Raw genomic sequence first — 25453 nt, forward strand, 5'->3', positions numbered from 1 at the left:
CGTTGGTCGCGTCCTGAACGCTGGTGATGCTCAGGGTGTTGCCGTCGACATCGGTGTCGTTGGCGAGCAAGGTCGACACCGGAAGGCTCAGCGGCGTGTCCTCGACGGCCGTCACCGTATCGGGATTCGCCACCGGTGCGTCGTTGACGGGCGCGATGTCGAAGCGGATGGTGTTCGGCGTCGCGTCGAAGGCGCCTGCCGAGTCCTGCACCGAGAAGCTGAAGCTCGCGTAGCCCGTGCCGTTGCCGTTCGCACCCGGCACGAAGCTCAGTCGGCCCGCGGCGATATCGGCGGCCGAGACGACTTGACCGGCGCTGACCGCCACGCCATCGAGCAGCAGCGTGCCGTTGGCCGGCAGCGTGTCGATGCGCACATTGGCGAGCGTCTGGCCCGCATCGCCATCGGTGAAGGCGAAGTTCGCGGTGCCGAGCACGAAAGGCGTGTCCTCGGTGCCGGCGACCGTCGCGTCGGCACTGGTGGGCGGCGTGTTCGCACCCACATTCACCGTCAGCGTGGCCGTTGCGGTGCCGCCGTTGCCGTCGCTCACCGTGTAGCTGATGACCACGGCGCCCGTCACATTGCTCGCCGGCGTGAAGTTCAAGGTGCCGTCGGCGTTGATGCTGACCGTGCCCTGTGCCGGGTTGTTTAGCGTGGCGCTGGTGACCGTGAGGTTGTCGCCATCGACATCGCTGTCGTTCGCCAAAACCGGGATATTCGCGAGCGGCGTGTTGATCGGCGTGCTCGCGATGTCGTTGCCCGCCACCGGCGCGTCGTTGACCGAGCTCACGTTGACCGTGACCGTCACGGTCGACGTACCGCCCTGCCCGTCGCTCACGGTGTACGTGAAGCTCGCGGGGCCGTTGTAGTTGGCAGCCGGTGTGAACACCACGTTGCCACCGACCAGGCTCACCGAACCATTGACCGCGTCCTGCACACTCGTGATGGTCAGCGCATCGCCATCCACGTCGGTGTCGTTGCCCAGCAGCACGCTGCTCGGGATCGTCAGCTGCGTGTCCTCGGTCGCATCGACGGTATCGAGGTTCCCCACCGGCGCATCGTTGGCCGCACCCACATTGACGGTGACCATCACCGTCGAGCTGCCGCCATTGCCATCGCTCACCGTATAGGTGAAGCTGGCCGGACCGTTGTAGTTGGCGTTGGGCGTGAATACCACGTTGCCGCCGACCAGGCTGACCGTGCCATTGACCGCGCCCTGCACGCTCGTGATGGTCAGCGTGTCGCCATCGGCATCGCTGTCGTTGCCCAGCAATGCCGAGGCGGGAATGGTCAGCGGCGTGTCCTCGACTGCGTTGATGGTGTCGGGCGTACCGACTGGCGCATCGTTGACCGCCGCGATGTCGAAGGTGATGCGGTTCGGCGCGGCATCGAAGGCACCGCCCGAGTCCTGCACCGAGAAGCTGAAGCTGGCGTAGCCCGTACCGTTGCCATTCGTGGCCGGCACGAAGCTCAGCCGGCCCGCGGCGATGTCAGCCGCCGAGATCACTTGCCCGGTGGTGACCGCCACCCCATCCAGCAGCAGCGTGCCATTGGTCGGCAGCGTGTCGATGCGAACGTTCGCCAGCGCCTGGCCGGCATCCGCATCGGTGAAGGCGAAGTTCGCGGTGCCCAGCACGACCGGCGTGTCCTCGGTGCCAGAGATCGTTGCGTCCGCGCTGTTCGGTGGCGTGTTCGCGCCCACATTGACTGTCAGCGTCGCGGTATCCGTGCCGCCCTTGCCGTCGCTCACGGTGTAGCTGATGACGACCGGGCCCGTCACGTTGGCGGCGGGCGTGAAGTTCAGCGTGCCGTCCGCATTGACCGTCACCGTGCCTTGCGCCGGATTGTTCAGCGTGGCGCCGGTCACGGTCAGCGGATCGCCGTCCACGTCGGTGTCGTTGGCCAGCACCGGAATGTTCGCAAGCGGCGTATTGATCGGGGTGGTCGCGATGTCGTTGGTCGCCACCGGCGCATCGTTGACCGCGCCCACGTTGACCGTGACGGTCACGGTCGAGCTGCCGCCCTGGCCATCGCTCACGGTGTAGCTGAAGCTGGCCGGGCCGTTGTAGTTGGCGGCCGGTGTGAAGACCACGTTGCCGCCGACCAGACTCACGGTGCCGTTGGTCGCGTCCTGCACGCTCGTGATGGTCAGCGGGTTGCCGTCGACATCCGTATCGTTCGCGAGCAGTGTGCCCACGGGGATCGTCAGCGGCGTGTCCTCGACCGCGCCGATGGTGTCGGGGTTGGCTACTGGCGCGTCGTTGACGGCCGCGATGTCGAAGGTAATGGTGTTCGGCGTGGCGTCGAAAGCGCCGCCCGAGTCCTGCACCGAGAAGGTGAAGCTCGCGTAGTTCGTGCCATTGCCGTTCGCGCCCGGCACGAAGCTCAGGTTGCCCGCCGCGATGTCGGCGGCCGAGATCACCTGGCCGGCCGTGACCGCCACGCCGTTGAGCAGCAACGTGCCGTTGGCCGGCAGCGTATCGATTCGAACGTTGGCCAGCGCCTGGCCCGCATCGGCATCGGTGAACGCGAAGTTCGCGGTGCCCAGGACGACCGGCGTGTCTTCGGTGCCCGAGATCGTCGCATCGGCGCTGTTCGGCGGCGTATTGGTGCCGACGTTGACGGTCAAGGTCGCCGTGTCCACACCGCCCTTGCCATCGCTCACCGTGTAGCTGATGACGACCGGACCGGTCACGTTGGACGCCGGCGTGAAGTTCAAGGTGCCATCGGCGTTGATGCTGACCGTACCCTGCGCCGGATTGTTCAGCGTGGCGGCGGTAACGGTGAGGCTGTCGCCGTCGACATCGCCGTCATTGGCCAGAACCGGGATATTGGTCAGCGGCGTGTTGATCGGCGTGCTCGCGATGTCATCGCCAGCTACCGGCGCGTCGTTGACCGCACCGACATTCACCGTGACCGTCACGGTCGAAGTACCACCCTGCCCATCGCTCACGGTGTAGGTGAAGCTGGCCGGGCCGTTGTAATTGGCCGCGGGCGTGAACACCACATTGCCGCCCACCAGGCTCACGGTGCCATTGGTCGCATCCTGCACGCTCACGATGGCGAGCGTGTTCCCGTCCACGTCGCGGTCGTTCGCGAGCAGTGTGCCGACGGGAATGGTCAGCGCCGTGTCCTCGGTCGCGGTCACCGTGTCGGGATTCGCCACCGGCGCGTCGTTGACAGGCGCGATGTCGAAGCTGATGGTGTTCGGCGTGGCATCGAAGGCACCGGCCGAGTCCTGCACCGAGAAGGTGAAGCTCGCGTAGCCCGTGCCGTTGCCGTCGGCGCCCGGCACGAAGCTCAGGCGTCCGGCCGCGATGTCGGCCGCCGAAACGACCTGCCCCGCCGTCACCGCCACGCCGTTGAGCAGCAGCGTGCCATTGGCCGGCAGCGTGTCGATGCGAACATTCGCGAGCGTCTGGCCCGCGTCCGCGTCGGTGAACGCGAAGCTCGAGGAGTCGAGCACGACCGGGGTGTCCTCGGTGCCGGCGACCGTGGCGTCGGCGCCGGTCGGCGGCGTGTTGGCGCCGACATTGACCGTCAGCGTGGCGATCGCGGTGCCGCCCTTGCCGTCGCTCACGGTGTAGCTGATCACCACCGCGCCGGTCACGTTGGCCGCGGGCGTGAAGTTCAGCGTGCCGTCGGCATTGACCGTGACCGTTCCGCGCGCCGGGTCGACCGTCGCCGCGGTCACCGTCAGCGGGTCGCCATCGACATCGCTGTCGTTCGCCAGCACCGGAATGTTCGTCAGCGGCGTGTTGATCGGCGTGCTCGCCACGTCGTTGCCGGCCACCGGCGCGTCGTTGACAGAAGCGACATTGACCGTGACCGCGACCGTCGATGTGCCGCCCTTTCCGTCGCTCACCGTGTAGGTGAAGCCGGCCGGGCCGTTGTAGTTGGCGTTCGGCGTGAACACCACGTTGCCGCCGATCAGCGCCACCGTGCCATTGACACCGTCCTGCACGCTGACGATGGCCAGCGTGTCGCCATCGACGTCGCTGTCGTTGCCCAGCAATGTGGCCACCGGGATGCTCAGCGGCGTGTCCTCGGTCGCGTCGACGGCATCGGGCACGCCCACGGGCGCGTCGTTGACCGCGGCGATGTCGAAGCCGATGCGGTTCGGCGTGGCGTCGAAGGCACCGGCCGAGTCCTGCACCGAGAAGCTGAAGCTGGCGTAGCCCGTGCCATTGCCGTCGGCGCCCGGCACGAAGCTCAGACGCCCGGCCGCGATGTCGGCGGCGGAGATCACCTGGCCCGGCGTGACGGCCACGCCGTCGAGCAGCAGTGTGCCGTTCGCGGGCAGCGTGTCGATGCGCACATTGGCCAGGGTCTGGCCCGCATCGGCATCGGTGAAGGCGAAGTTCGCGCTCGTGAGCACGAGCGGCGTGTCTTCCGTGCCGGAGAGGGTCGCATCGGCACTGTTCGGCGGCGTGTTGGTGCCGACGTTGACGGTCAGCGTGGCCGTCGCGGTGCCGCCCTTGCCGTCGCTCACGGTGTAGCTGATGACGACCGCGCCCGTGACGTTGCTGGCCGGGGTGAAGTTCAGCGTGCCGTCGGCATTGATCGACACCGTGCCTTGGGCCGGGTTGTTCAGCGTGGCACTGGTGACCGTGAGGCTGTCGCCATCGACATCGCTGTCGTTCGCCAGCACCGGGATGTTCGAGAGCGGCGTGTTGATCGGCGTGCTCGCGATGTCGTTGCCAGCCACGGGCGCGTCGTTCACCGCTGCGACGTTGACCGTCACGGTGACGGTCGAGGTGCCGCCCTGCCCGTCGCTCACTGTGTAAGTGAAGCTCGCCGCTCCGTTGTAGTTGGCCGCGGGTGTGAAGACCACGTTGCCATTGACCAGGCTCACCGTGCCATTGGTCGCGTCCTGCACGCTCGTGATGGTCAGCGGGTTCCCGTCCACATCGGTGTCGTTGGCCAGCAGCGTGCCGACCGGGATGCTCAGCGGCGTGTCCTCGAGCGCGCTGACCGTCTCGGGATTCGCCACCGGTGCGTCGTTGACCGCCGCGATGTCGAAACTGATCGTGTTCTGCGTCGCGTCGAAGGCACCGCCCGAATCCTGCACCGAGAAGCTGAAGCTCGCATAGCCCGTGCCGTTGCCGTTGGCGCCCGGCACGAAGCTCAGCCGTCCGGCCGCGATGTCGGCGGCCGATATCAGCTGGCCGGCGGTGACCGCCACGCCATCGAGCAGCAGCGTGCCATCGGTGGGCAGCGTGTCGATGCGCACATTGGCCAGGGTCTGGCCCGCATCCGTATCGGTGAACGCGAAATTGGCGGTGCCCAGCACGACCGGCGTGTCCTCGGTACCGGCGACCGTCGCGTCGGCGCTGGTCGGCGGCGTGTTCGCGCCGACGTTGACCGTCAGGGTCGCGGTGGCGGTGCCGCCGTTGCCGTCGCTCACGGTGTAGCTGATGACGACCGGTCCGCTGACGTTGGCCGCGGGCGTGAAGTTCAGCGTGCCGTCGGCGTTGACCGTCACCGTTCCCTGCGCCGGGTTGTTCAGCGTCGCGCTGGTCACGGTGAGGCTGTCGCCATCGACATCGCTGTCGTTCGCCAGCACCTGGATGTTCGTCAGCGGCGTGTTGATCGGTGTGCTCGCCACGTCGTTGCCGGCCACCGGCGCGTCGTTGACCGCGCCCACGTTGACCGTGACCGTCACGGTCGAGGTGCCGCCCTTGCCGTCGCTCACCGTGTAGGTGAAGCTGGCCGGGCCGTTGTAGTTGGCGTTCGGTGTGAAGACCACGTTGCCGCCATCGAGCCGCACGCTGCCGTTGACGGCATCCTGCACGCTGACGATCGCGAGCGTGTCGCCGTCGACGTCGCTGTCGTTGGCCAGTAGCGTGGCCACGGGGATCGACAGCGGCGTGTCCTCGGTCGCGCCGACGGTGTCGACCGCGCCGGCCGGCGCATCGTTGACCGCCGCGATGTCGATGGTGAGGCGGTTCGGCGCTGTGTCGAAGGCGCCGCCCGAATCCTGCACCGAGAAGGTGAAGCTCGCGTAGCCCGTGCCGTTGCCGTTGGCGGCCGGAGCGAAGCTCAGCCGGCCGGCTGAGATGTCCGCCGCCGAGATCACCTGGCCGGCGGTGACCGCCACGCCGTCGAGCAGCAACGTGCCTTTGGCCGGCAACGTGTCGATGCGCACGTTGGCCAGGGTCTGGCCCGCGTCGGCATCGCTGAAGGCGAAGTTCGAAGGCCCGAGGACCAGCGGCGTGTCCTCCGTGCCGGCCACGGTGGCATCGGTGCTGTCGGGCGGCGTGTTGGTGCCGACGTTCACCGTCAGCGTCGCGCTGGCGCTGCCGCCTTTGCCGTCGCTGACCGTGTAGGTGATCGAGATCGGTCCGCTGACGTTGGCGGCCGGCGTGAAGTTCAGCGTGCCGTCGGCATTGACACTGACGCTGCCCAGGGCCGGATCGACGCTGGCACTGGTGACCGTGAGGATGTCGCCGTCCACGTCGCTGTCGTTCGCGAGCACCGGGATGTTCGAGAGCGGCACGTTGATCGGCGTGCTCGCGATGTCGTTGCCGGCCACGGGCGCATCGTTGACCGCGCCCACGTTGACCGTGACGGTCACCGTCGAGCTGCCGCCCTTGCCGTCGCTGACCGTGTAGCTGAAGCTGGCCGGGCCGTTGTAGTTGGCCGCGGGCGTGAAGACCACGTTGCCGCCCAGCAGGCTCACGCTGCCGTTGACCGCATCCTGCACGCTGGTGATGGCCAGGGTGTCGCCATCGACGTCGCTGTCGTTGCCCAGCAGCGTGGCCGCGGTGATCGTGAACGGCGTGTCCTCGGTCGCGGCCACCGTGTCGGGGTTCGCCACCGGCGCGTCGTTGACTGCGGCGATGTCGAAGCGGATCGTGTTCGGCGCGGTATCGAAGGCACCGGCCGAGTCCTGCACCGAGAACGTGAAGCTCGCGTAGCCCGTGCCGTTGCCGTTGGCGCCGGGCGCGAAGCTCAGGCGGCCCGCGGCGATGTCGGCGGCCGAGACGATTTGGCCTGCCGTCACGGCCACGCCGTTGAGCAGCAGCGTGCCGTCCGCCGGCAAGGTGTCGATGCGCACCGCGGCCAGCGTCTGGCCGGCATCGGCGTCGGTGAAGGCGAAGTTGCCCGTGCCGAGCACGACCGGTGTGTCCTCGGTGCCCGCGATCGTCGCGTCCGCGCTGGTCGGCGGCGTGTTGGCGCCGACATTGACCGTCAGCGTGGCCGTGGCCGTGCCACCGTTGCCGTCGCTCACGGTGTAGCTGATGACGACCGGGCCGCTGACGTTGGCCGCGGGCGTGAAGTTCAGCGTGCCGTCGGCATTGATGCTGACGCTGCCCTGCGCCGGATTGTTCAGCGTGGCGCTGGTGACCGTGAGGCTGTCGCCATCGACGTCGCTGTCGTTCGCCAGCACCGGGATGTTGGCCAGCGGCGCGTTGATCGGCGTGCTCGCGAGGTCGTTGCCGGCCACCGGCGCATCGTTCACGGCACCGACGTTCACGGTGACCGTGACGGTCGAGCTACCGCCCTGACCGTCGCTCACGGTGTAGGTGAAGCTGGCCGGCCCGTTGTAGTTGGCGTTCGGCGTGAACACCACGCTGCCGCCGACCAGGCCGACCGTGCCGTTGACCGCGCCCTGCACGCTCGTGATGCTCAGCGGGTTGCCGTCGACATCCGTGTCGTTGGCGAGCAAGGTCGCCACCGGGATGCTCAGCGGCGTGTCCTCGACGGCTGTCACCGTGTCGGGATTCGCCACCGGCGCGTCGTTGACCGCCGCGATGTCGAAGCTGATCGTGTTCGGCGCCGCGTCGAAGGCCCCTGCCGAGTCCTGCACCGAGAAGCTGAAGCTCGCGTAGCCCGTGCCGTTGCCGTTCGCGCCCGGCACGAAGCTCAGCCGCCCCGCGGCGATATCGGCCGCCGAGACCACCTGCCCGGCCGTGACCGCCACGCCGTTCAACAGCAGCGTGCCGTCCGCCGGCAGCGTGTCGATGCGCACGCCCGCCAGGCTCTGGCCGGCATCGGCGTCGGAGAAGGCAAAGTTGCCCAGGGCCAGCACCACCGGTGTGTCCTCGGTGCCGGCCACCGTGGCGTCGGCACTGGCCGGCGGCGTGTTGGCGCCGACATTGACCGTGAGCGTCGCGGTGGCCGTGCCGCCCTTGCCGTCGCTCACGGTGTAGCTGATGACCACGGGGCCCGTCACGTTGCTGGCGGGCGTGAAGTTCAGCGTGCCGTCGACGTTGACCTGGACCGTGCCCAGGGCCGGATCGACGCTGGCCGAGCTCACGGTGAGGATGTCGCCATCGACGTCGCTGTCGTTCGCCAGTACCGGGATGTTGGCCAGCGGCGTGTTGATCGGCGTGCTCGCCGTGTCGTTGCCGGCCACGGGCGCATCGTTGACGGCACCCACGTTGAGCGTGACCGTGACGGTCGAGCTGCCGCCCTGGCCGTCGCTCACGGTGTAGGTGAAGCTGGCCGGGCCGTTGTAGTTGGCTGCAGGCGTGAACACCACGTTGCCGCCGACCAGGCTCACGGTGCCGTTGGTGGCGTCCTGCACGCTCACGATGGTCAGCGGATTGCCGTCGGCGTCCGTGTCGTTGTCCAGCAGCGTGCCCGCCGGAATCGTCAGCGGCGTGTCTTCCGTCGCATCGAGGATGTCGGGGTTGGCCACGGGCGCGTCGTTGACCGCGGCGATGTCGAAGCTGATCGTGTTCGGCGCCGTATCGAAGGCGCCGCCCGAGTCCTGCACCGAGAAAGTGAAGCTCGCATAGCCCGTGCCGTTGCCATTGGCGGCCGGAGCGAAGCTCAGGCGGCCCGCGGCGATGTCGGCGGCCGAGATGACCTGGCCGGCGGTGACCGCGACGCCATTCAGGAGCAGCGTGCCATTGGCCGGCACGGTGTCGATGCGCACCGCGGCCAGCGTCTGGCCGGCATCGGCGTCGGTGAAGGCGAAATTGCCCGTGCCCAGCACGACCGGCGTGTCCTCGGTGCCGGCCACCGTGGCATCGGCGCTGGTCGGCGGCGTGTTCGCACCGACATTGACCGTCAGCGTCGCATTGGCGGTGCCGCCGTTGCCGTCGCTGATCGTGTAGCTGATGACGACCGGGCCGCTGACATTGCTGGCGGGCGTGAAGTTCAGCGTGCCATCGGCGTTGATGCTGACCGTGCCCTGCGCGGGGTTGTTCAGCGTCGCGCTCGTGACCGTCAGCGAGTCGCCATCGACATCGCTGTCGTTCGCCAGCACCGGAATGTTCGCCAGCGGCGTGTTGATCGGCGTGCTCGCGATGTCGTTGCCGGCCACCGGCGCGTCGTTGACCGCGCCCACATTCACGGTCACCGTCACCGTCGAGGTGCCGCCCTGCCCGTCGCTGACGGTGTAGCTGAAGCTCGCCGGCCCGTTGTAGTTGGCGGCCGGCGTGAAGACCACGTTGCCGTTGACCAGGCTCACCGTGCCATTGGTCGCGTCCTGCACGCTGACGAGGGTCAGCGGGTTGTCGTCGACGTCGGAGTCGTTGGCCAGCAGCGTGCCGACCGGGATGCTCAGCGGCGTGTCCTCGACGGCCGTCACCGTGTCGGGGTTCGCGACCGGCGCGTCGTTGACCGCCGCGATGTCGAACGTGATCGTGTTCGGCGAGGTGTCGAAGGCCCCGGCCGAGTCCTGCACCGAGAAAGTGAAGCTCGCGTAGCCCGTGCCGTTGCCATCGGCGCCCGGCACGAAGCTCAGCCGCCCCGCGGCGATGTCGGCCGTCGAGACGACCTGTCCCGCCGTCACGGCCACGCCGTCGAGCAGCAGCGTGCCGTTGGCCGGCAGCGTGTCGACGCGCACATTGGCGAAGCTCTGGCCCGCGTCGGCGTCGCTGAAGGCGAAGTTGCCCAGGCCCAGCACCACGGGCGTGTCCTCGGTGCCCGATACCGTCGCGTCGGCGCTCTGCGGCGGCGTGTTGGCCGCCACGTTGACGGTGAGCGTGGCCGTGGCGGTGCCGCCGTTGCCGTCGCTCACCGTGTAGCGGATGACGACCGGGCCGGTCACGTTGCTGGCCGGCGTGAAGTTCAAGGTGCCGTCGGCATTGATCGACACCGTGCCCTGGGCCGGGTTGTCCAGCGTGGCGATCGTGACCGTGAGGCTGTCGCCATCGACATCGCTGTCGTTGGCCAGCACCGGGATGTTCGCCAGCGGCGTGTTGATCGGCGTGCTCGCGAGGTCGTTGCCGGCCACCGGCGCGTCGTTGACCGGCGTCACGGCGATGGCGAGGGTCGAGCTCGCGCTGGCGTTGCCGTCGCTCACGGTATAGGTCACGACCGGCACCGCGCCGTTGAAGTTCGCGGCCGGCGTGAAGCTGTAGGCGCCGTTGGCGCCGACGGTGATCGTGCCGACGCCGTCGAGGGTCGCGGTCTGCCCCGGCGCATAGGCGGTGCCGCCGACGCTGAAGCCCGTGATCGCTAGCGCGTCGCCGTCGGCATCGCTGTCGTTGCCCAGCAGGTTGCCCGACACCGGCGTGTCCTCGGCGGTGCTGGCGCTGTCGGGGTTGGCCACCGGCGCGTCGTTGACGGCGCTGACGTTCAGCGTCAGGGTCGCGCTCGCGCTGCCGCCCTTGCCGTCGGCGACGGTGTAGCTCACGACCGGCACCGGGCCGTTGTAGTTGGCCGCGGGCGTGAAGCTGTAGCTGCCGTCGGCGTTCATCGTCAGGCTGCCCGCGCCCGAGATCGTCGCGGTCTGGCCCGGCAGGTAGACGGTGGCGTCGCCCGCGATGCTGAAGCCCGTCACGGCGAGGGTGTCGCCGTCCACGTCGCTGTCGTTGGTCAGCACGTTGCCGCTGGCGGGCGTGTCCTCGGTCACGGTGGCGGTGTCGGCATTGGCCACCGGCGCGTCGTTGACCGCGGCGATGTCGAAGCTCAGCGTGTTCGGCGTGGCGTCGAAGGCGCCCGCGCTGTCCTGCACCGAGAAGCGCAGGCTCGCGTAGCCCGTGCCGTTGCCGTTGGCGCCGGGCACGAAGCTCAGGCGGCCCGCCGCGATGTCGGCGGCCGAGACGACCTGGCCCGCGGTCACGGCCACGCCATCGAGCAGCAGCGTGCCGTCGGCCGGCAAGGTGTCGATGCGCACCGCGGCCAGGGTCTGGCCCGCGTCGCCGTCGGTGAAGGGGAAGTTCGCGGTGCCCAGCACCACCGGCGTGTCTTCGATGCCGGCGACCGTGGTGTCGGCGCTGGCCGGGGGCGTGTTCGCGCCCACGTTGACCGTCAGGGTCGCGGTGTCGGTTCCGCCGTTGCCGTCGCTCACGGTGTAGCGGATCACGACCGCGCCGCTGACATTGGCCGCGGGCGTGAAGTTCAGCGTGCCGTCGGGGTTGATCGACACCGTGCCCTGCGCCGGGTTGTCCAGCGTCGCGCTCGTGACCGTCAGCGCGTCGCCGTCGACATCGCCGTCGTTCGCGAGCACCGGGATGTTCGTCAGCGGCGTGTTGATCGGCGTGCTTGCGATGTCGTCGCCGGCCACCGGTGCGTCGTTGACCGGCGTCACGCCGATCGTCAAGGTCGATGTCGCGCTCGCGCTGCCGTCGCTCACGGTGTAGGTGACGACCGGCACCGGGCCGTTGTAGTTGGCCGCGGGCGTGAAGACATAGCTGCCGTCGGCGCGGATCAGCAGGCTGCCGATGCCCGCGAGCGTGGCGGTGTCGCCGGCGGCATAGGCGGTGGTGTCGCCCGCGACGGTGAAGCCGGTGACGGCGAGCGTGTTGCCGTCCGCATCGCTGTCGTTGCCCAGCAGGTTGCCGGTGGCCGGCGTGTCCTCGGCCACGGTGGCGGTGTCGGGGCTGGCCACCGGCGCGTCGTTGACCGGCGCGACCGCGATGGTCAGCGTGGCCGTCGCGGTCGCGCTGCCGTCGCTGACGGCGTAGGTCGCGACCGGCACCGGGCCGTTGTAGTCGGGCGCGGGCGTGAAGACGTAGCCGCCGTCGGCCGCGATGCGCAGCGTGCCGATGCCCGCGAGCGTGGCGGTCTGGCCGGCCGTGTAGGTGGCGCCGTCGATCGTGAACTGGGTGACCGTGAGCGTGTCGCCGTCCGCGTCGGTGTCGTTGCCCAGCACGTTGCCGGTCGCAACCGTGTCCTCGGGCGTGGTGATGGCATCGGGCGCCGCCACGGGCGCGTCGTTGACCGCGGCGATGTCGAAGCGGATCGTGTTCGGCGCGGCGTCGAAGGCGCCGCCCGAGTCCTGCACCGAGAACGTGAAGCTCGCGTAGCCCGTGCCGTTGCCGTTGGCGCCAGGAGCGAAGCTCAGGCGGCCCGCGGCGATGTCGGCAGCGGAGACGACCTGACCGGCCGTCACGGCCACGCCGTTGAGCAGCAGCGTGCCGTCGGCCGGCAGCGTGTCGATGCGCACCGCGGCCAGCGTCTGGCCGGCATCGGCGTCGGTGAAGGCGAAATTGGCGGTACCGAGCACGACCGGGGTGTCTTCGGTGCCGGCGATGGTGGCGTCGGCACTGGTCGGCGGCGTGTTGGCGCCGACATTGACGGTCAGCGTCGCGTTCGCGGTGCCGCCGTTGCCGTCGCTCACGGTGTAGCCGATGACGACCGGGCCGCTGACGTTGGCCGCGGGGGTGAAGTTCAGGGTGCCGTCGGCGTTGATGCTGACTGTTCCCTGCGCCGGGTTGTTCAGCGTCGCGCTGGTCACGGTGAGGCTGTCGCCGTCGACATCGCTGTCGTTCGCCAGCACCGGGATGTTCGTGAGCGGCACGTTGATCGGCGTGCTCGCGATGTCGTTGCCGGCCACTGGCGCGTCGTTCACGGCGCCGACGTTCACCGTGACAGTGACGGTCGATGTGCCGCCCTGACCGTCGCTCACGGTGTAGCTGAAGCTGGCCGGGCCGTTGTAGTTGGCGTTGGGCGTGAACACCACATTGCCGCCCACCAGGCTCACCGTGCCGTTGGTGGCGTCCTGCACGCTCGTGAGGGTCAGCGGGTTGCCGTCGACGTCGGTGTCGTTGGCGAGCAGCGTGCCGACCGGAATGCTCAGCGGCGTGTCCTCGACGGCCGTCACCGTGTCGGGGTTCGCCACCGGCGCGTCGTTGACCGCCGCGATGTCGAAGCTGATCGTGTTCGGCGTCGCATCGAAGGCGCCGGCCGAGTCCTGCACCGAGAAGGTGAAGCTCGCGTAGCCCGTGCCGTTGCCGTTGGCGCCCGGCATGAAGCTCAGGCGACCCGCCGCGATGTCCGCGGCGGAAATGACCTGCCCGGCACCGACCGCCACGCCATCGAGCAGCAGCGTGCCGTTGGCCGGCAGCGTGTCGATGCGCACGTTGGCGAGCGTCTGGCCCGCATCGCCATCGGTGAACGCGAAATTGGCGGTGCCCAGCACCACCGGCGTGTCTTCCGTGCCGGCCACCGTGGCATCGGCGCTGGTGGGCGGCGTGTTCGCGCCCACGTTCACGGTCAGGGTGGCGTTCGCCGTGCCGCCCTTGCCGTCGCTCACGGTGTAGCCGATGACGACCGCGCCCGTCACGTTGGCCGCCGGCGTGAAGTTCAGCGTGCCGTCGGGGTTGATCGAGACCGTGCCGCGCGCCGGATCCACCGTGGCGCTGGTGACGGCGAGCGGGTCGCCATCCACGTCGCTGTCGTTGGCCAGCACCGGGATGTTGGCGAGCGGCACGTTGATCGGCGTGCTCGCGACGTCGTTGCCGGCCACCGGCGCGTCGTTCACCGGCGTGACCGTGAGGCTCAGCGTCGCGGTGGCGCTGGCCGTGCCGTCGCTCAGCGTGTAGGTGGCCTCGGGCACCGGGCCGTTGTAGTTGGGCGCGGGCGTGAAGAGCCAGCTGCCGTCGGCGTTGATCGCCAGCGTGCCCACCCCTGCGATGTTCGCGCTCTCGCCGGCCAGGTAGCTGGTGCCGCCGATGCTGAAGCCGGTGACGCTCAGCGCATCGCCGTCGGGATCGCTGTCGTTGGCCAGCACGTTGCCGCTGGCGCTGCCGTCCTCGGCCAGCGTGCCGGTGTCGGCATTGCCCACCGGCGCATCGTTGACCGCCGAGACGACGATCGACAGCGTCGAGCTCGAGACCAGGCTGCCGTCGCTCGCGAGGTAGCTCGCGACCGGCACCGGGCCGTTGTAGTTGGCCGCCGGCGTGAAGCGCCAGCTGCCGTCGGCATTGATCACCAGCGCGCCAATGCCGGCCAGCGTGGCCGTGTCGCCCGCGGCGTAGGTGTTGCCGTCGACGGTGTATTCGGTCACCACCAGCGGCGTGCCCTCCACGTCGCTGTCGTTGGCCAGCACGTTGCCGGTGGCCACCGTGTCCTCGGGCACGGTCACGCTGTCGGGGTTGACGATCGGCGCGTCGTTGACGGCCGCGACATTGACGGTCACGGTGACCGTCGAGGTGCCACCCTGGCCATCGCTCACCGTGTAGGTGAAGCTGGCCGGGCCGTTGTAGTTGGCGTTCGGGGTGAACACCACGTTGTTGCCCACCAGGCTCACCGTGCCGTTGGTGGCGTCCTGCACGCTGGTGATGGTCAGCGGGTTGCCGTCGACGTCGGTGTCGTTCGCGAGCAGCGTGCCCGCGGGAATCGTCAGCGGCGTGTCCTCGGTCGCGGCCACCGTGTCGGGGTTGGCCACCGGCGCGTCGTTGACCGCCGCGATGTCGAAGCGGATGGTGTTCGGCGTCGCGTCGAAGGCGCCGGCCGAGTCCTGCACCGAGAACGTGAAGCTCGCATAGCCCGTGCCGTTGCCGTTGGCACCGGGAACGAAGCTCAGGCGGCCGGCGGCGATGTCGGCGGCCGAGACCAGCTGCCCGGCCGTCACCGCCACGCCGTTGAGCAGCAGCGTGCCATTGGCCGGCAGCGTGTCGATGCGCACGTTCGCCAGGGTCTGGCCCGCGTCGCTGTCGGTGAACGCGAAGTTGGCCGTGGCCAGCACGACCGGCGTGTCCTCGGTGCCGGCGATCGTGGCGTCGGCGCTGGTCGGCGGCGTGTTGGCCCCCACGTTGACCGTGAGCGTCGCGGTGTCGGTGCCGCCCTTGCCGTCGCTGACCGTGTAGGTGATCACCACCGGCCCGCTCACGTTGCTGGCCGGCGTGAAGTTCAGGGTGCCGTCGCCGTTGACGCTGACCGTGCCCTGCGCGGGATCGTTCAGCGTGGCGCCCGTGACCGTGAGGCTGTCGCCGTCCACGTCGATGTCGTTCGCCAGCACCGGGATGTTGGCCAGCGGCGTGTTGATCGGCGTGCTCGCCACGTCGTTCGCGGCATCGGGCGCGTCGTTGACGGCCGCGACATTGACCGTGACGGTCACGGTCGAGCTGCCGCCGTTGCCGTCGCTCGCCGTGTAGGTGAAGCTGGCCGGGCCGTTGTAGTTGGCGTTCGGGGTGAACACCACGTTGTTGCCCACCAGGCTCACCGTGCCGTTGGTGGCGTCCTGCACGCTGGTGATGGTCAGCGGGTTGCCGTCGACGTCGGTGTCGTTCGCGAGCAGCGTGCCCGCGGGAATCGTCAGCGGCGTGTCCTCGGTCGCGGCCACCGTGTCGGGGTTGGCCACCGGCGCGTCGTTGTCGGGCGTGACGTCGAAGCGGAAGGTGTTGGGCACCGGGTCGGTGTTCTGGCCGCCGTTGGCCGTGCCGCCGTCGTCCACCACCTGGAAGCCGAAGGCGCCGATGCCGCTGCCGTTCACGTTGGCGGCCGGGGTGAAGCGCAGCTGGCCGAGGCTGCCGGCCGCGATCACCTGGCCCTCGGTCACGGCCACGCCATTGAGCGTGAGCACGCCCTCGGCGGCCGGCGGCAAGGTGGTGATGACCACCGCCTGCAGGCCGTTGGCCGGGCTGTCGGCGGCATCGGAGAACGGGAAATCGGCCACCGAGAAGGTGTAGCTGCCGTCCTCGCCGATGGTGACCGTGCGGTCGACGCCCGAGGGCGCGTCGTTGACCGGAGCGATCGCGATCACCGCAGTGTCGGTGTCGGTGCGCGGACCGCCGGCGCCGGTGTTGCCGAGGTCGCTGGTGGTCATGGTCAGCACCACGTTGCCGTCGGCATTGGCCACCGGCCGGTAGTCGGGCCGCGCCGCGCCGGCCAGGTAGGCGTTGATGCTCGCGATCGAGCCCTCGAGCACCAGCTCGCCGGTGCCGCTGCCGGTCACTGTCACGCCGCCGCCCGAGGCGGCCGTCAGGGTGCCGCTGGGCACGCTCAGGGTGACGCGCACCGGCGCGCCGCCGGCATCCACGTCCGAGACCTGCAGGCCGGTCAGGCCCACCGGCGTGTCCTCGCTGGTGTTCCAGCCCGCGGGCAGCGTGTTGACCGGCGCGTCGTTGACGGCCCCGACCGTCAGCGTCAGGGTGGCGCTCGCGCTGGCCGTGCCGTCGCTGACCGTGTAGCTCGCCACCGGCACGCTGCCGTTGAAGTCGGCGGCCGGCGTGAAGCTGTAGCTGCCGTCGGCGGCGATGGTCAGCGTGCCGACGCCCGCGAGGGTGGCGGTCTGGCCGGCCGCGTAGCTGTTGCCGTCGACGCTGAAGCCGGTGACGACCAGCGTGTCGCCGTCGACGTCGGTGTCGTTGGCCAGCACGTTGCCGGCGAGCGGCGTGTCCTCGGCCGTGCTGCCGGTGTCGGCGGCCGGCACGGGCGCGTCGTTGACCGCGGTGACGACGATGGTCAGCGTCGAGCTGTCGCCGCTCGAGCCGTCGGTCAGGGTGTAGCTGACGACCGGCACCGGGCCGTTGAAGTTGGCGGCCGGCGTGAAGGTGTAGCTGCCGTCGGCGGCGATGGTCAGCGTGCCGACGCCCGCGATGGTGGCGGTGTCGCCCGCGGCGTAGCTGGCCGCGCCGATCGCGAAGCCGGTGACCGTGACCGGGCCGTCGACGCTGCTGGTGCCCACGAGCACCGAGCCGGAGACCGGCGTGTCCTCGGGCGTGGTCACGCTCTCGTCGGCGTCCGAGAAGGCGTCGTCCACCGGGTCGACCACGATGGTCAGCGTCGAGCTGTCGTTGCTCGAGCCGTCGGTCATGGTGTAGGTGACGACCGGCACCGGGCCGTTGTAGTTGGGTGCCGGCGTGAAGGTGTAGCTGCCGTTGGCGGCAATGGTCAGCGTGCCGACGCCCGCGAGGGTGGCGGTGTCGCCCGGGGCGTAGCTGGTGCTGCCGATGGTGAAGCCGGTGACCGTGACCGGGCCGTCGACGCTGCTGGTGCCCGCGAGCACCGAGCCCGTGAGCACCGAGTCCTCGTTGACGCGCACGTTCTCGTCGGCGTCGGTGAAGGCGTCGTCGACCGGTGTCACGGCGATGGTGAGCGTCGAGCTGGCGGTGGCGCTGCCGTCGCTCACCGTGTAGGTGGCCACGGGCACCGGGCCGTTGTAGTCGGGCGCCGGCGTGAAGGTGTAGGCACCGTTGGCGGCGATGGTCAGCGTGCCGACGCCAGCGAGCGTGGCGGTCTGGCCGGCCGTGTAGGTGCTGCCGCCGACCACGAACTGGGTCACGCTCAGCGTGTCGCCGTCGACGTCGCTGTCGTTGCCCAGCACGTTGCCGGTGGCGGTCGTGTCCTCGGCGATGGTGATGCTGTCGGGATTCGCCACCGGCGCGTCGTTGATAGCGGCGATGTCGATGCTGATCGTGTTCGGCGCGGTGTCGAAGGCGCCGGCGCTGTCCTGCACCGAGAAGGTGAAGCTCGCATAGCCGGTGCCGTTGCCGTTGGCGCCCGGCACGAAGCTCAGCGCGCCGCTGGCGATGTCGGCGGCCGAGACCAGCTGGCCGGCCGTCACCGCCACGCCGTTGAGCAGCAGCGTGCCGTTGGCCGGCAGGCTGTCGATGCGCACGTTCGCGAGCCGCTGGCCGGCATCGGCATCGGTGAATGGGAAGTCGGCCGTGGTCAGGGTCAGCGGCGTGTCCTCGGTGCCGTCGACCGTGACGTTCGCGCTCTGCGGCGGCGTGTTGGCGCCGACGTTGATCGTCAGCGTCGCCGTGGCCGTGCCGCCGTTGCCGTCGCTCACGGTGTAGTTCACGCGCACCGCGCCCGTCACGTCGGTGGCGGGCGTGAAGCTCAGCGTGCCGTTCGGGTTGACCGTGATCGTGCCCTGCGAGGGATCGGCGAGCGTGGCGCCGGTGACGGTGAGCGCATCGCCGTCCACGTCGCTGTCGTTGGCCAGCACCGGGATGTTCGCCAGCGGCGTGTTGATCGGCGTGCTCGCCACGTCGTTGCCCGCGGTGGGCGCGTCGTTGACGGCCGCGACATTCACCGTCACGGTCGCGGTCGAGGTGCCGCCATTGCCGTCGCTCACCGTGTAGGTGAAGCTGGCCGGGCCGTTGTAGTTGGGCGCGGGCGTGAACACCACGTCGCCGCCGACGAGGCTCACCGTGCCGTTGATGGCGCCCTGCACGCTGGTGATCGTCAGGATGTTGCCGTCGACATCGGTGTCGTTGCCCAGCAGCGTGGCCGCGGGAATGGTCAGCGGCGTGTCCTCGGTGGCCGCGACCGTGTCGTTGCCGGCCACCGGCGCGTCGTTGACCGCGGTGACGCTGATGGTCAGCGTCGAGCTGTCGGTGCTGGTGCCGTCGCTCACCGTGTAGCCGACGACCGGCACCGGGCCGTTGTAGTTGGCCGCGGGCGTGAAGGTGTAGCTGCCGTCGGCCGCGATGGTCAGCGTGCCGATGCCGGCGATGGTGGCAGTGTCGCCCGCCGCATAGCTGGTCGCGCCGATCGTGAAGCCCGTGACCGCGACCGGGCCGTCGACACTGCTGGTGCCCGTGAGCACCGAGCCCGACAGCGGCGTGTCCTCGTTGGTCGAGACGCTCTCGCTCGCGTCGCTGAAGCCGTCGGTCACCGGCGTGACCTGCAGCGTGAGCGTCGCGGTCGAGGTGGCGGTGCCGTCGGTCACGGCATAGGTGGCGACCGGCACCGGGCCGTTGTAGTTGGCCACCGGCACGAAGGCGTAGCCGCCGTCGGCGTCGATCCGCAGCGTGCCGACACCCGCGATCACCGCGGTCTGGCCGGCGCCGTAGCTCACGCCGCCGATGCTGAACTGCGTCACCCGCAGCGTGTCGCCGTCGACGTCGCTGTCGTTGGCCAGCACGTTGCCGCCGGCGCTGCTGTCCTCGTCGAGGGTGGCGGTGTCGGCAGTGGCCACCGGCGCGTCGTTGACCGCGGCGACGTTGACGGTCACGGTGGCGGTCGAGCTGCCGCCATTGCCGTCGCTGACCGTGTAGCTGAAGCTGGCCGGGCCGTTGTAGTTGGCGTTGGGCGTGAACACCACGTTGCCGCCGACCAGACTCACCGTGCCGTTGACCGCGCCCTGCACGCTGGTGATGGTCAGCGTGTCGCCGTCGACGTCGGTGTCGTTGCCCAGCAGCGTGGCCGCGGGAATGGTCAGCGGCGTGTCCTCGGTGGCCGAGACCGTGTCGTTGCCGGCCACGGGTGCGTCGTTGACCGCGGTGACGGTGATGGTCAGCGTCGAGCTGTCGCTGCTCGAGCCGTCGGTCATCGTGTAGGTCACCACGGGCACGGGCCCGTTGAAGTTGGCGGCCGGCGTGAAGGTGTAGCTGCCGTCGGCATCGATGAACAGCGAGCCGACGCCCGGGATGGCCGCGGTCTGGCCGGGCGTGAAGCTGCCGGCGATGCCCGCGATGCTGAAGCCGGTGACCGTGACCGGCCCGTCGACGCTGGTGGTGCCCGTGAGCACCGAGCCCGACAGCGGCGTGTCCTCGCCGGTCGAGACGTTCTCGCTGGCGTCCGTGAAGGCATCGTCGACCGGCGTGATCTGCAGCGTGAGGGTCGAGTTCGCGCTCGCGCTGCCGTCGCTCACCGTGTAGCCCACCACCGGCACCGGGCCGTTGTAGTTGGGCGCCGGCACGAAGCTGTAGCTGCCGTTGGCCGCCACCGTCAGGCTGCCCACGCCCGCCAGCGTGGCGGTCTGGCCCGGCGCGTAGCTGGTGCCGCCGAAGCTGAACTGCGTGACCGTCAGCGTGTCGTTGTCGGCATCGAAGTCGTTGCCCAGCAGGTTGCCGGTGGCGGTCGTGTCCTCGTCGAAGGTGGCGGTGTCGGGGTTGGCCACCGGCGCATCGTTGACCGGCGCGATGTTCACCGTCAGGGTGTTCGGCGCGGCGTCGTAGGCGCCGGCCGAGTCCTGCACCGAGAACGTGAAGCTCGCATAGCCCGTGCCGTTGCCGTCGGCGCTCGGCACGAAGCTCAAGCGCCCGGCCTCGATGTCGGCGACCGTGATCACCTGGCCCGCGCTCACGGCGCTGCCGTTGAGCAGCAGCGTGCCGTTGGCCGGCAGCGTGTCGATGCGCACGTTGGCCAGGGTCTGGCCGGCGTCGCTGTCGGTGAACGCGAAGTTGGCGCGCGTGAGCACCAGCGGCGTGTCCTCGGTGCCCGAGACGGTGGCGTCGGCACTGACCGGCGGCGTGTTGGCACCGACGTTGACCGTCAGCGTGGCCGTGGCGGTGCCGCCCTTGCCGTCGCTGATGGTGTAGCTGATCGCCACCGCGCCGCTCACGTTGTTCGCGGGCGTGAAGTTCAGCGTGCCGTCGGCGTTGATGCTCACGCTGCCCAGCGCCGGGTTCACCGTCGCGCTGGTGACCGTGAGCGGGTCGCCGTCCACGTCGGCGTCGTTCGCGAGCACCGGGATGTTCGACAGCGGCGTGTTGATCGGCGTGCTGGCCACGTCGTTGCCCGCGGTCGGCGCGTCGTTGACCGCGGTGACGTTGAAGCTGAAGGTGTTCGGCGTCGGGTCGGTGTCCTGGCCGCCGCCGGCCGTGCCGCCGTCGTCCGCCACCTGGAAGCCGAAGCTGCCGATGCCCGTGCCGTTGACGTTGGCCGCGGGCGTGAACCTGAGCAGGCCCAGGCTGCCCACGGGAATGCGCTGCCCGGCCGTGACGGCCACGCCGTCGAGCGTGAGCACGCCTTCGGCGGCCGGCGGCAGCGTGGTGATGACGACCGCCTGCAGCGCATTGGCGGGAGTGTCGGCCGCGTCGGTGATCGGGAAGTCGGCCGCCGAGAAGGTGTAGCTGCCGTCCTCGGCCAGCGTCACGGTGCGGTCGCTGCCCGAGGGCGCGTCGTTGATCGAGCCGATGGCGATGGTGGCCGTGTCGGTGTCGGTGCGCGGACCGCCGGCGCCGGTGCTGCCGAGGTCGCTGGTGGTCATGGTCAGCACCACGTTGCCGCTGGCGTCGGGCACGGGCTGGTAGGTGGGCCGCGAGGCGCCGGCCAGGTAGGCATTGATGCTGGCGAGCGAGCCCTCGAGCACCAGCATTCCGGTGCCGCTGCCGGTCACCGTCACGCCGCCGGCCGAGTTGCCCACGAGCGTGCCCGCGGGCACCGAGAGCGTCACGCGCATCGCGTCGTTGCCGGCATCGACGTCGGAGATCTGCAGGCCCGTGAGCGGCAGCGGCGTGTCCTCGCCGGTGCTCCAGCTGGCGGGCAGCGTGTTGACAGGCGCGTCGTTGACCGCGGTGAGCGCGAGCGAGAGCGAGCCGCTCGCGCTGGTCGTGCCGTCGCTCACGGTGTAGGTGGCGGCGGGCACCGCGCCGTTGTAGTTCGGCGCGGGCGTGAAGGTGTAGCTGCCGTCGGCCGCGATGGTCAGCGTGCCCACGCCGTCGATGCTGGCGAGCTGGCCCGCGGCATAGGTGGTGCCGCCGAAGCTGAACTGGGTGACCGTCAGCGTGTCGCCGTCGAGGTCGGTGTCGTTGGCCAGCACGTTGCCCGTGGCGGGCACGTCCTCGGCCGTGGTGTTGCTGTCGTCGGTGGCGACCGGCGCATCGTTCACGGCCGTGACGGTGATCGCCAGCGTCGAGGTGTCGCCGCTCGAGCCGTCGGTCATCGTGTAGGTGACCAGCGGCACCGGGCCGTTGTAGTTGGCGGCCGGCGTGAAGGTGTAGCTGCCGTTGGCGTTGATCACCAGCGTGCCGATGCCGGCGAGGGTCGCGGTCTGGCCCGCGGCGAAGCTGCCGGTGACGCCCGCGATGCTGAAGCCCGTGACCGTGACGGGGCCGTCGACGCTGGTCGTGCCCGTGAGCACGGAACCGGTCAGCGTCGTGTCCTCGTTGGTGCTGACGGTTTCGTTGTCGTCGGTGAAGGGGTCGTCGACAGGGGTGACAGAGATGGTGAGCGTCGAGGTATCGCCGCTCGAACCGTCGGTCATCGTATAGGTGACGACGGGCACCGGGCCGTTGTAGTTCGCGGCCGGCGTGAAGGTGTACGAGCCGTTGGCGTTGATGACCAGCGTGCCGACACCCGCGATGTTCGCGGTCTGGCCCGCCGTGAAGCTGCCCGCGATGCCGTCGATGCTGAAGCCGGTGACCGTGACCGGACCATCGACGCTGCTGGTGCCCGTGAGCACCGAGCCTGTGAGCACCGTGTCTTCGTTGGTGCTGACGTTCTCGTCGGCATCGGTGAACGGATCGTCCACGGGCGTGACCGAGATGGTGAGCGTCGAGGTGTCGCCACTCGAGCCGTCGGTCATCGTGTAGGTGACGACGGGCACCGGGCCGTTGTAGTTGGCGGCCGGGGTGAAGGTGTACGAGCCGTTGGCGTTGATCACCAGCGTGCCGACACCCGCGATGTTCGCGGTCTGCCCGGCCGTGAAGCCGCCCGCGATGCCCGCGACGCTGAAGCCGGTGACCGTGACCGGCCCATCGACGCTGGAGGTGCCCGTGAGCACGGAACCGGTCAGCGTCGTGTCTTCGTTGGTGCTGACGGTTTCGTCGGCGTCGGTGAACGGATCGTCCACCGGATTGACCGTGATCGTGAGCGTCGAGGTGTCGCCGCTCGACCCGTCGGTCATGCTGTAGCTGACCACCGGCACCGGGCCGTTGTAGTTGGGCGCGGGCGTGAAGGTGTAGCTGCCGTTGGCGTTGATCGTCAGCGTGCCGACGCCGGCGATGTTCGCGGTCTGGCCCGCGAGGTAGGTCGTCGCGTCGCCCGCGAGCGTGAAGCTCGTGACCGTGACCGGGCCGTCGACGCTGGTGGTGCCGGTCAGCACCGAGCCGGTCAGCGTCGTGTCCTCGTTCACGCTGACGTTCTCGTCGGCGTCGGTGAACGGATCGTCCACGGGATCGACCGTGATCGTGAGCGTCGACGTGTCGCCGCTCGAGCCGTCGGTCATCGTGTAGGTGACGACGGGCACCGGGCCGTTGTAGTTGGCGGCCGGGGTGAAGGTGTAGCTGCCGTTGGCGTTGATCACCAGCGTGCCGACGCCCGTGATGTTCGCCGTCTGCCCCGCCGCGAAGCTGCTGGCGATGCCTGCGACACTGAAGCCCGTGACCGTGACGGGGCCGTCGACGCTGGTCGTGCCCGTGAGCACGGAACCGGTCAGCGTCGTGTCCTCGTTGGTGCTGACGGTTTCGTTGTCGTCGGTGAACGGGTCGTCGACCGGGGTGACCGAGATGGTGAGCGTCGAGGTGTCGCCGCTCGAGCCGTCGGTCATCGTGTAGGTGACGACGGGCACCGGGCCGTTGTAGTTCGCGGCCGGCGTGAAGGTGTACGAGCCGTTGGCGTTGATGACCAGCGTGCCGATACCCGCGATGTTCGCGGTCTGGCCGGCCGTGAAGCTGCCCGCGATGCCAGCGATGCTGAAGCCGGTGACTGTGACGGGGCCGTCGACGCTGGTCGTACCCGTGAGCACGGAACCGGTCAGCGTCGTGTCCTCGTTGGTGCTGACAGTTTCGTTGTCGTCGGTGAACGGGTCATCGACCGGCGTCACCGAAATCGTGAGCGTCGACGTGTCGCCGCTCGAGCCGTCGGTCATCGTGTAGGTGACGACGGGCACCGGGCCGTTGTAGTTGGCGGCCGGCGTGAAGGTGTAAGCACCATTGGCATTGATCACCAGCGTGCCGATACCCGCGATGTTCGCGGTCTGCCCTGCCGTGAAGCTGCCGGCAATGCCCGCGACGCTGAAGCCGGTGACCGTGACCGGGCCGTCGACGCTGGTCGTGCCCGTGAGCACGGAACCAGTCAGCGTCGTGTCTTCGTCGGTGCTGACGGTTTCGTCGGCGTCGGTGAACGGGTCATCGACCGGCGTGACGGTGATCGTGAGCGTCGAGGTATCGCCGCTCGACCCATCGGTCATCGTGTAGGTGACGACGGGCACCGGACCGTTGTAGTTCGCGGCCGGCGTGAAGGTGTAAGCACCATTGGCGTTGATCACCAGCGTGCCGACACCGGCGATGTTGGCGGTCTGGCCGGCGGTGAAGCTGCCGGCGATGCCCGCGATGCTGAAGCGCGTGACCGTGACCGGCCCGTCGACGCTCGAGGTTCCGGTGAGGACCGAACCGGTCAGCACCGTGTCCTCGTTGGTGCTGACCGTCTCGTCGGCATCGGTGAACGGATCGTCCACCGAATTCACCGTGATAGTGAGCGTCGAGGTGTCGCCGCTCGAGCCATCGGTCATCGTGTAGGTGACCACAGGCACCGGGCCGTTGTAGTTGGGCGCCGGCGTGAAGGTATAGCTGCCGTTGGCGTTGATCGTCAGCGTGCCCACGCCCGCGATGTTGGCGGTCTGGCCCGCGCTGTAGGCGGTGGCATCGCCGGCGATGCTGAAGCCGGTCACGGTCACCGGGCCGTCGACGCTGGTGGTGCCGCTCAGCACCGAGCCGGTCAGCGTGGTGTCCTCGTTCACGCTGACGTTCTCGTCGGCGTCGGTGAAGGGATCGTCGACCGGCGTCACGTTCAGCGTCAGGGTCGCGGTGGCGCTCGCGCTGCCGTCGCTCACGGTGTAGGTCGCCACCGGCACCGGGCCGTTGTAGTTGGCGGCCGGCGAGAAGGTGTAGGCGCCGTTGGCCGCGATGGTCAAGGTGCCCACGCCCGCGATGGTGGCGGTCTGGCCGGCCGTGTAGGTGGTGCCGTTGACCACGAACTGGGTCACGCTCAGCGTGTCGCCGTCCACGTCGCTGTCGTTGGTCAGCACGTTGCCGGTGGCGGTCGTGTCCTCGGCGATGGTGTTGCTGTCGGCATTCGCCTGCGGCGCGTCGTTGACCGCGGCGATGTTGAAGGTGATGGTGTTCGGCGTGGTGTCGAAGGCGCCCGCGCTGTCCTGCACCGAGAAGTCGAAGCTCGCGTAGGTGGCGCCGTTGCCGTTGGCGGCCGGCACGAAGCTCAGCGCACCGCTCGCGATGTCGGCGACGCTGATCACCTGGCCCGCGGTCACCGGCACGCCGTTGAGCCGCAGGCTGCCGTTGGCCGGCAGCGTGTCGATGCGCACCGCCGCGAGGCTCTGGCCGGCGTCGGCGTCGCTGAAGAAGAAGTTCGACTGGGCCAGCGTGACCGTGGTGTCCTCGGTGCCCGCGACCACGGCGTTGGCGCTGTTCGGCGGCGTGTTCGAGCCGACGTTGACCGTGAGCGTCGCGCTGGCGGTGCCGCCGTTGCCGTCGCTCACGGTGTAGTTGATGACCACCGTGCCCGTCACGTTGTTGGCGGGCGTGAAGTTCAGCGTGCCGTTCGGATTGACCGTGACCGTGCCCTGCGCCGGGTTCGTGAGCGCGGCACTGGTGACCGTGAGCGCATCGCCGTCGACGTCGGTGTCGTTCGCGAGCAC

Annotated in this window: 1 protein-coding gene (only partly in view); it reads right to left on the bottom strand. The window is 69.5% G+C overall.

The whole window is internal to an Ig-like domain-containing protein gene (locus AC1HIL_RS33040; protein ID WP_479669096.1) on the bottom strand: the coding sequence, 48729 nt in all, runs 16142 nt past the left edge and 7134 nt past the right edge, and what appears here is coding positions 7135-32587 (codon 2379, complete, through codon 10863, partial); reading right to left, the first codon wholly in view occupies window positions 25451-25453. Both codon boundaries (start and stop) fall beyond the window edges.

It is taken from the genome of Variovorax sp. ISS6 (assembly GCF_056523145.1).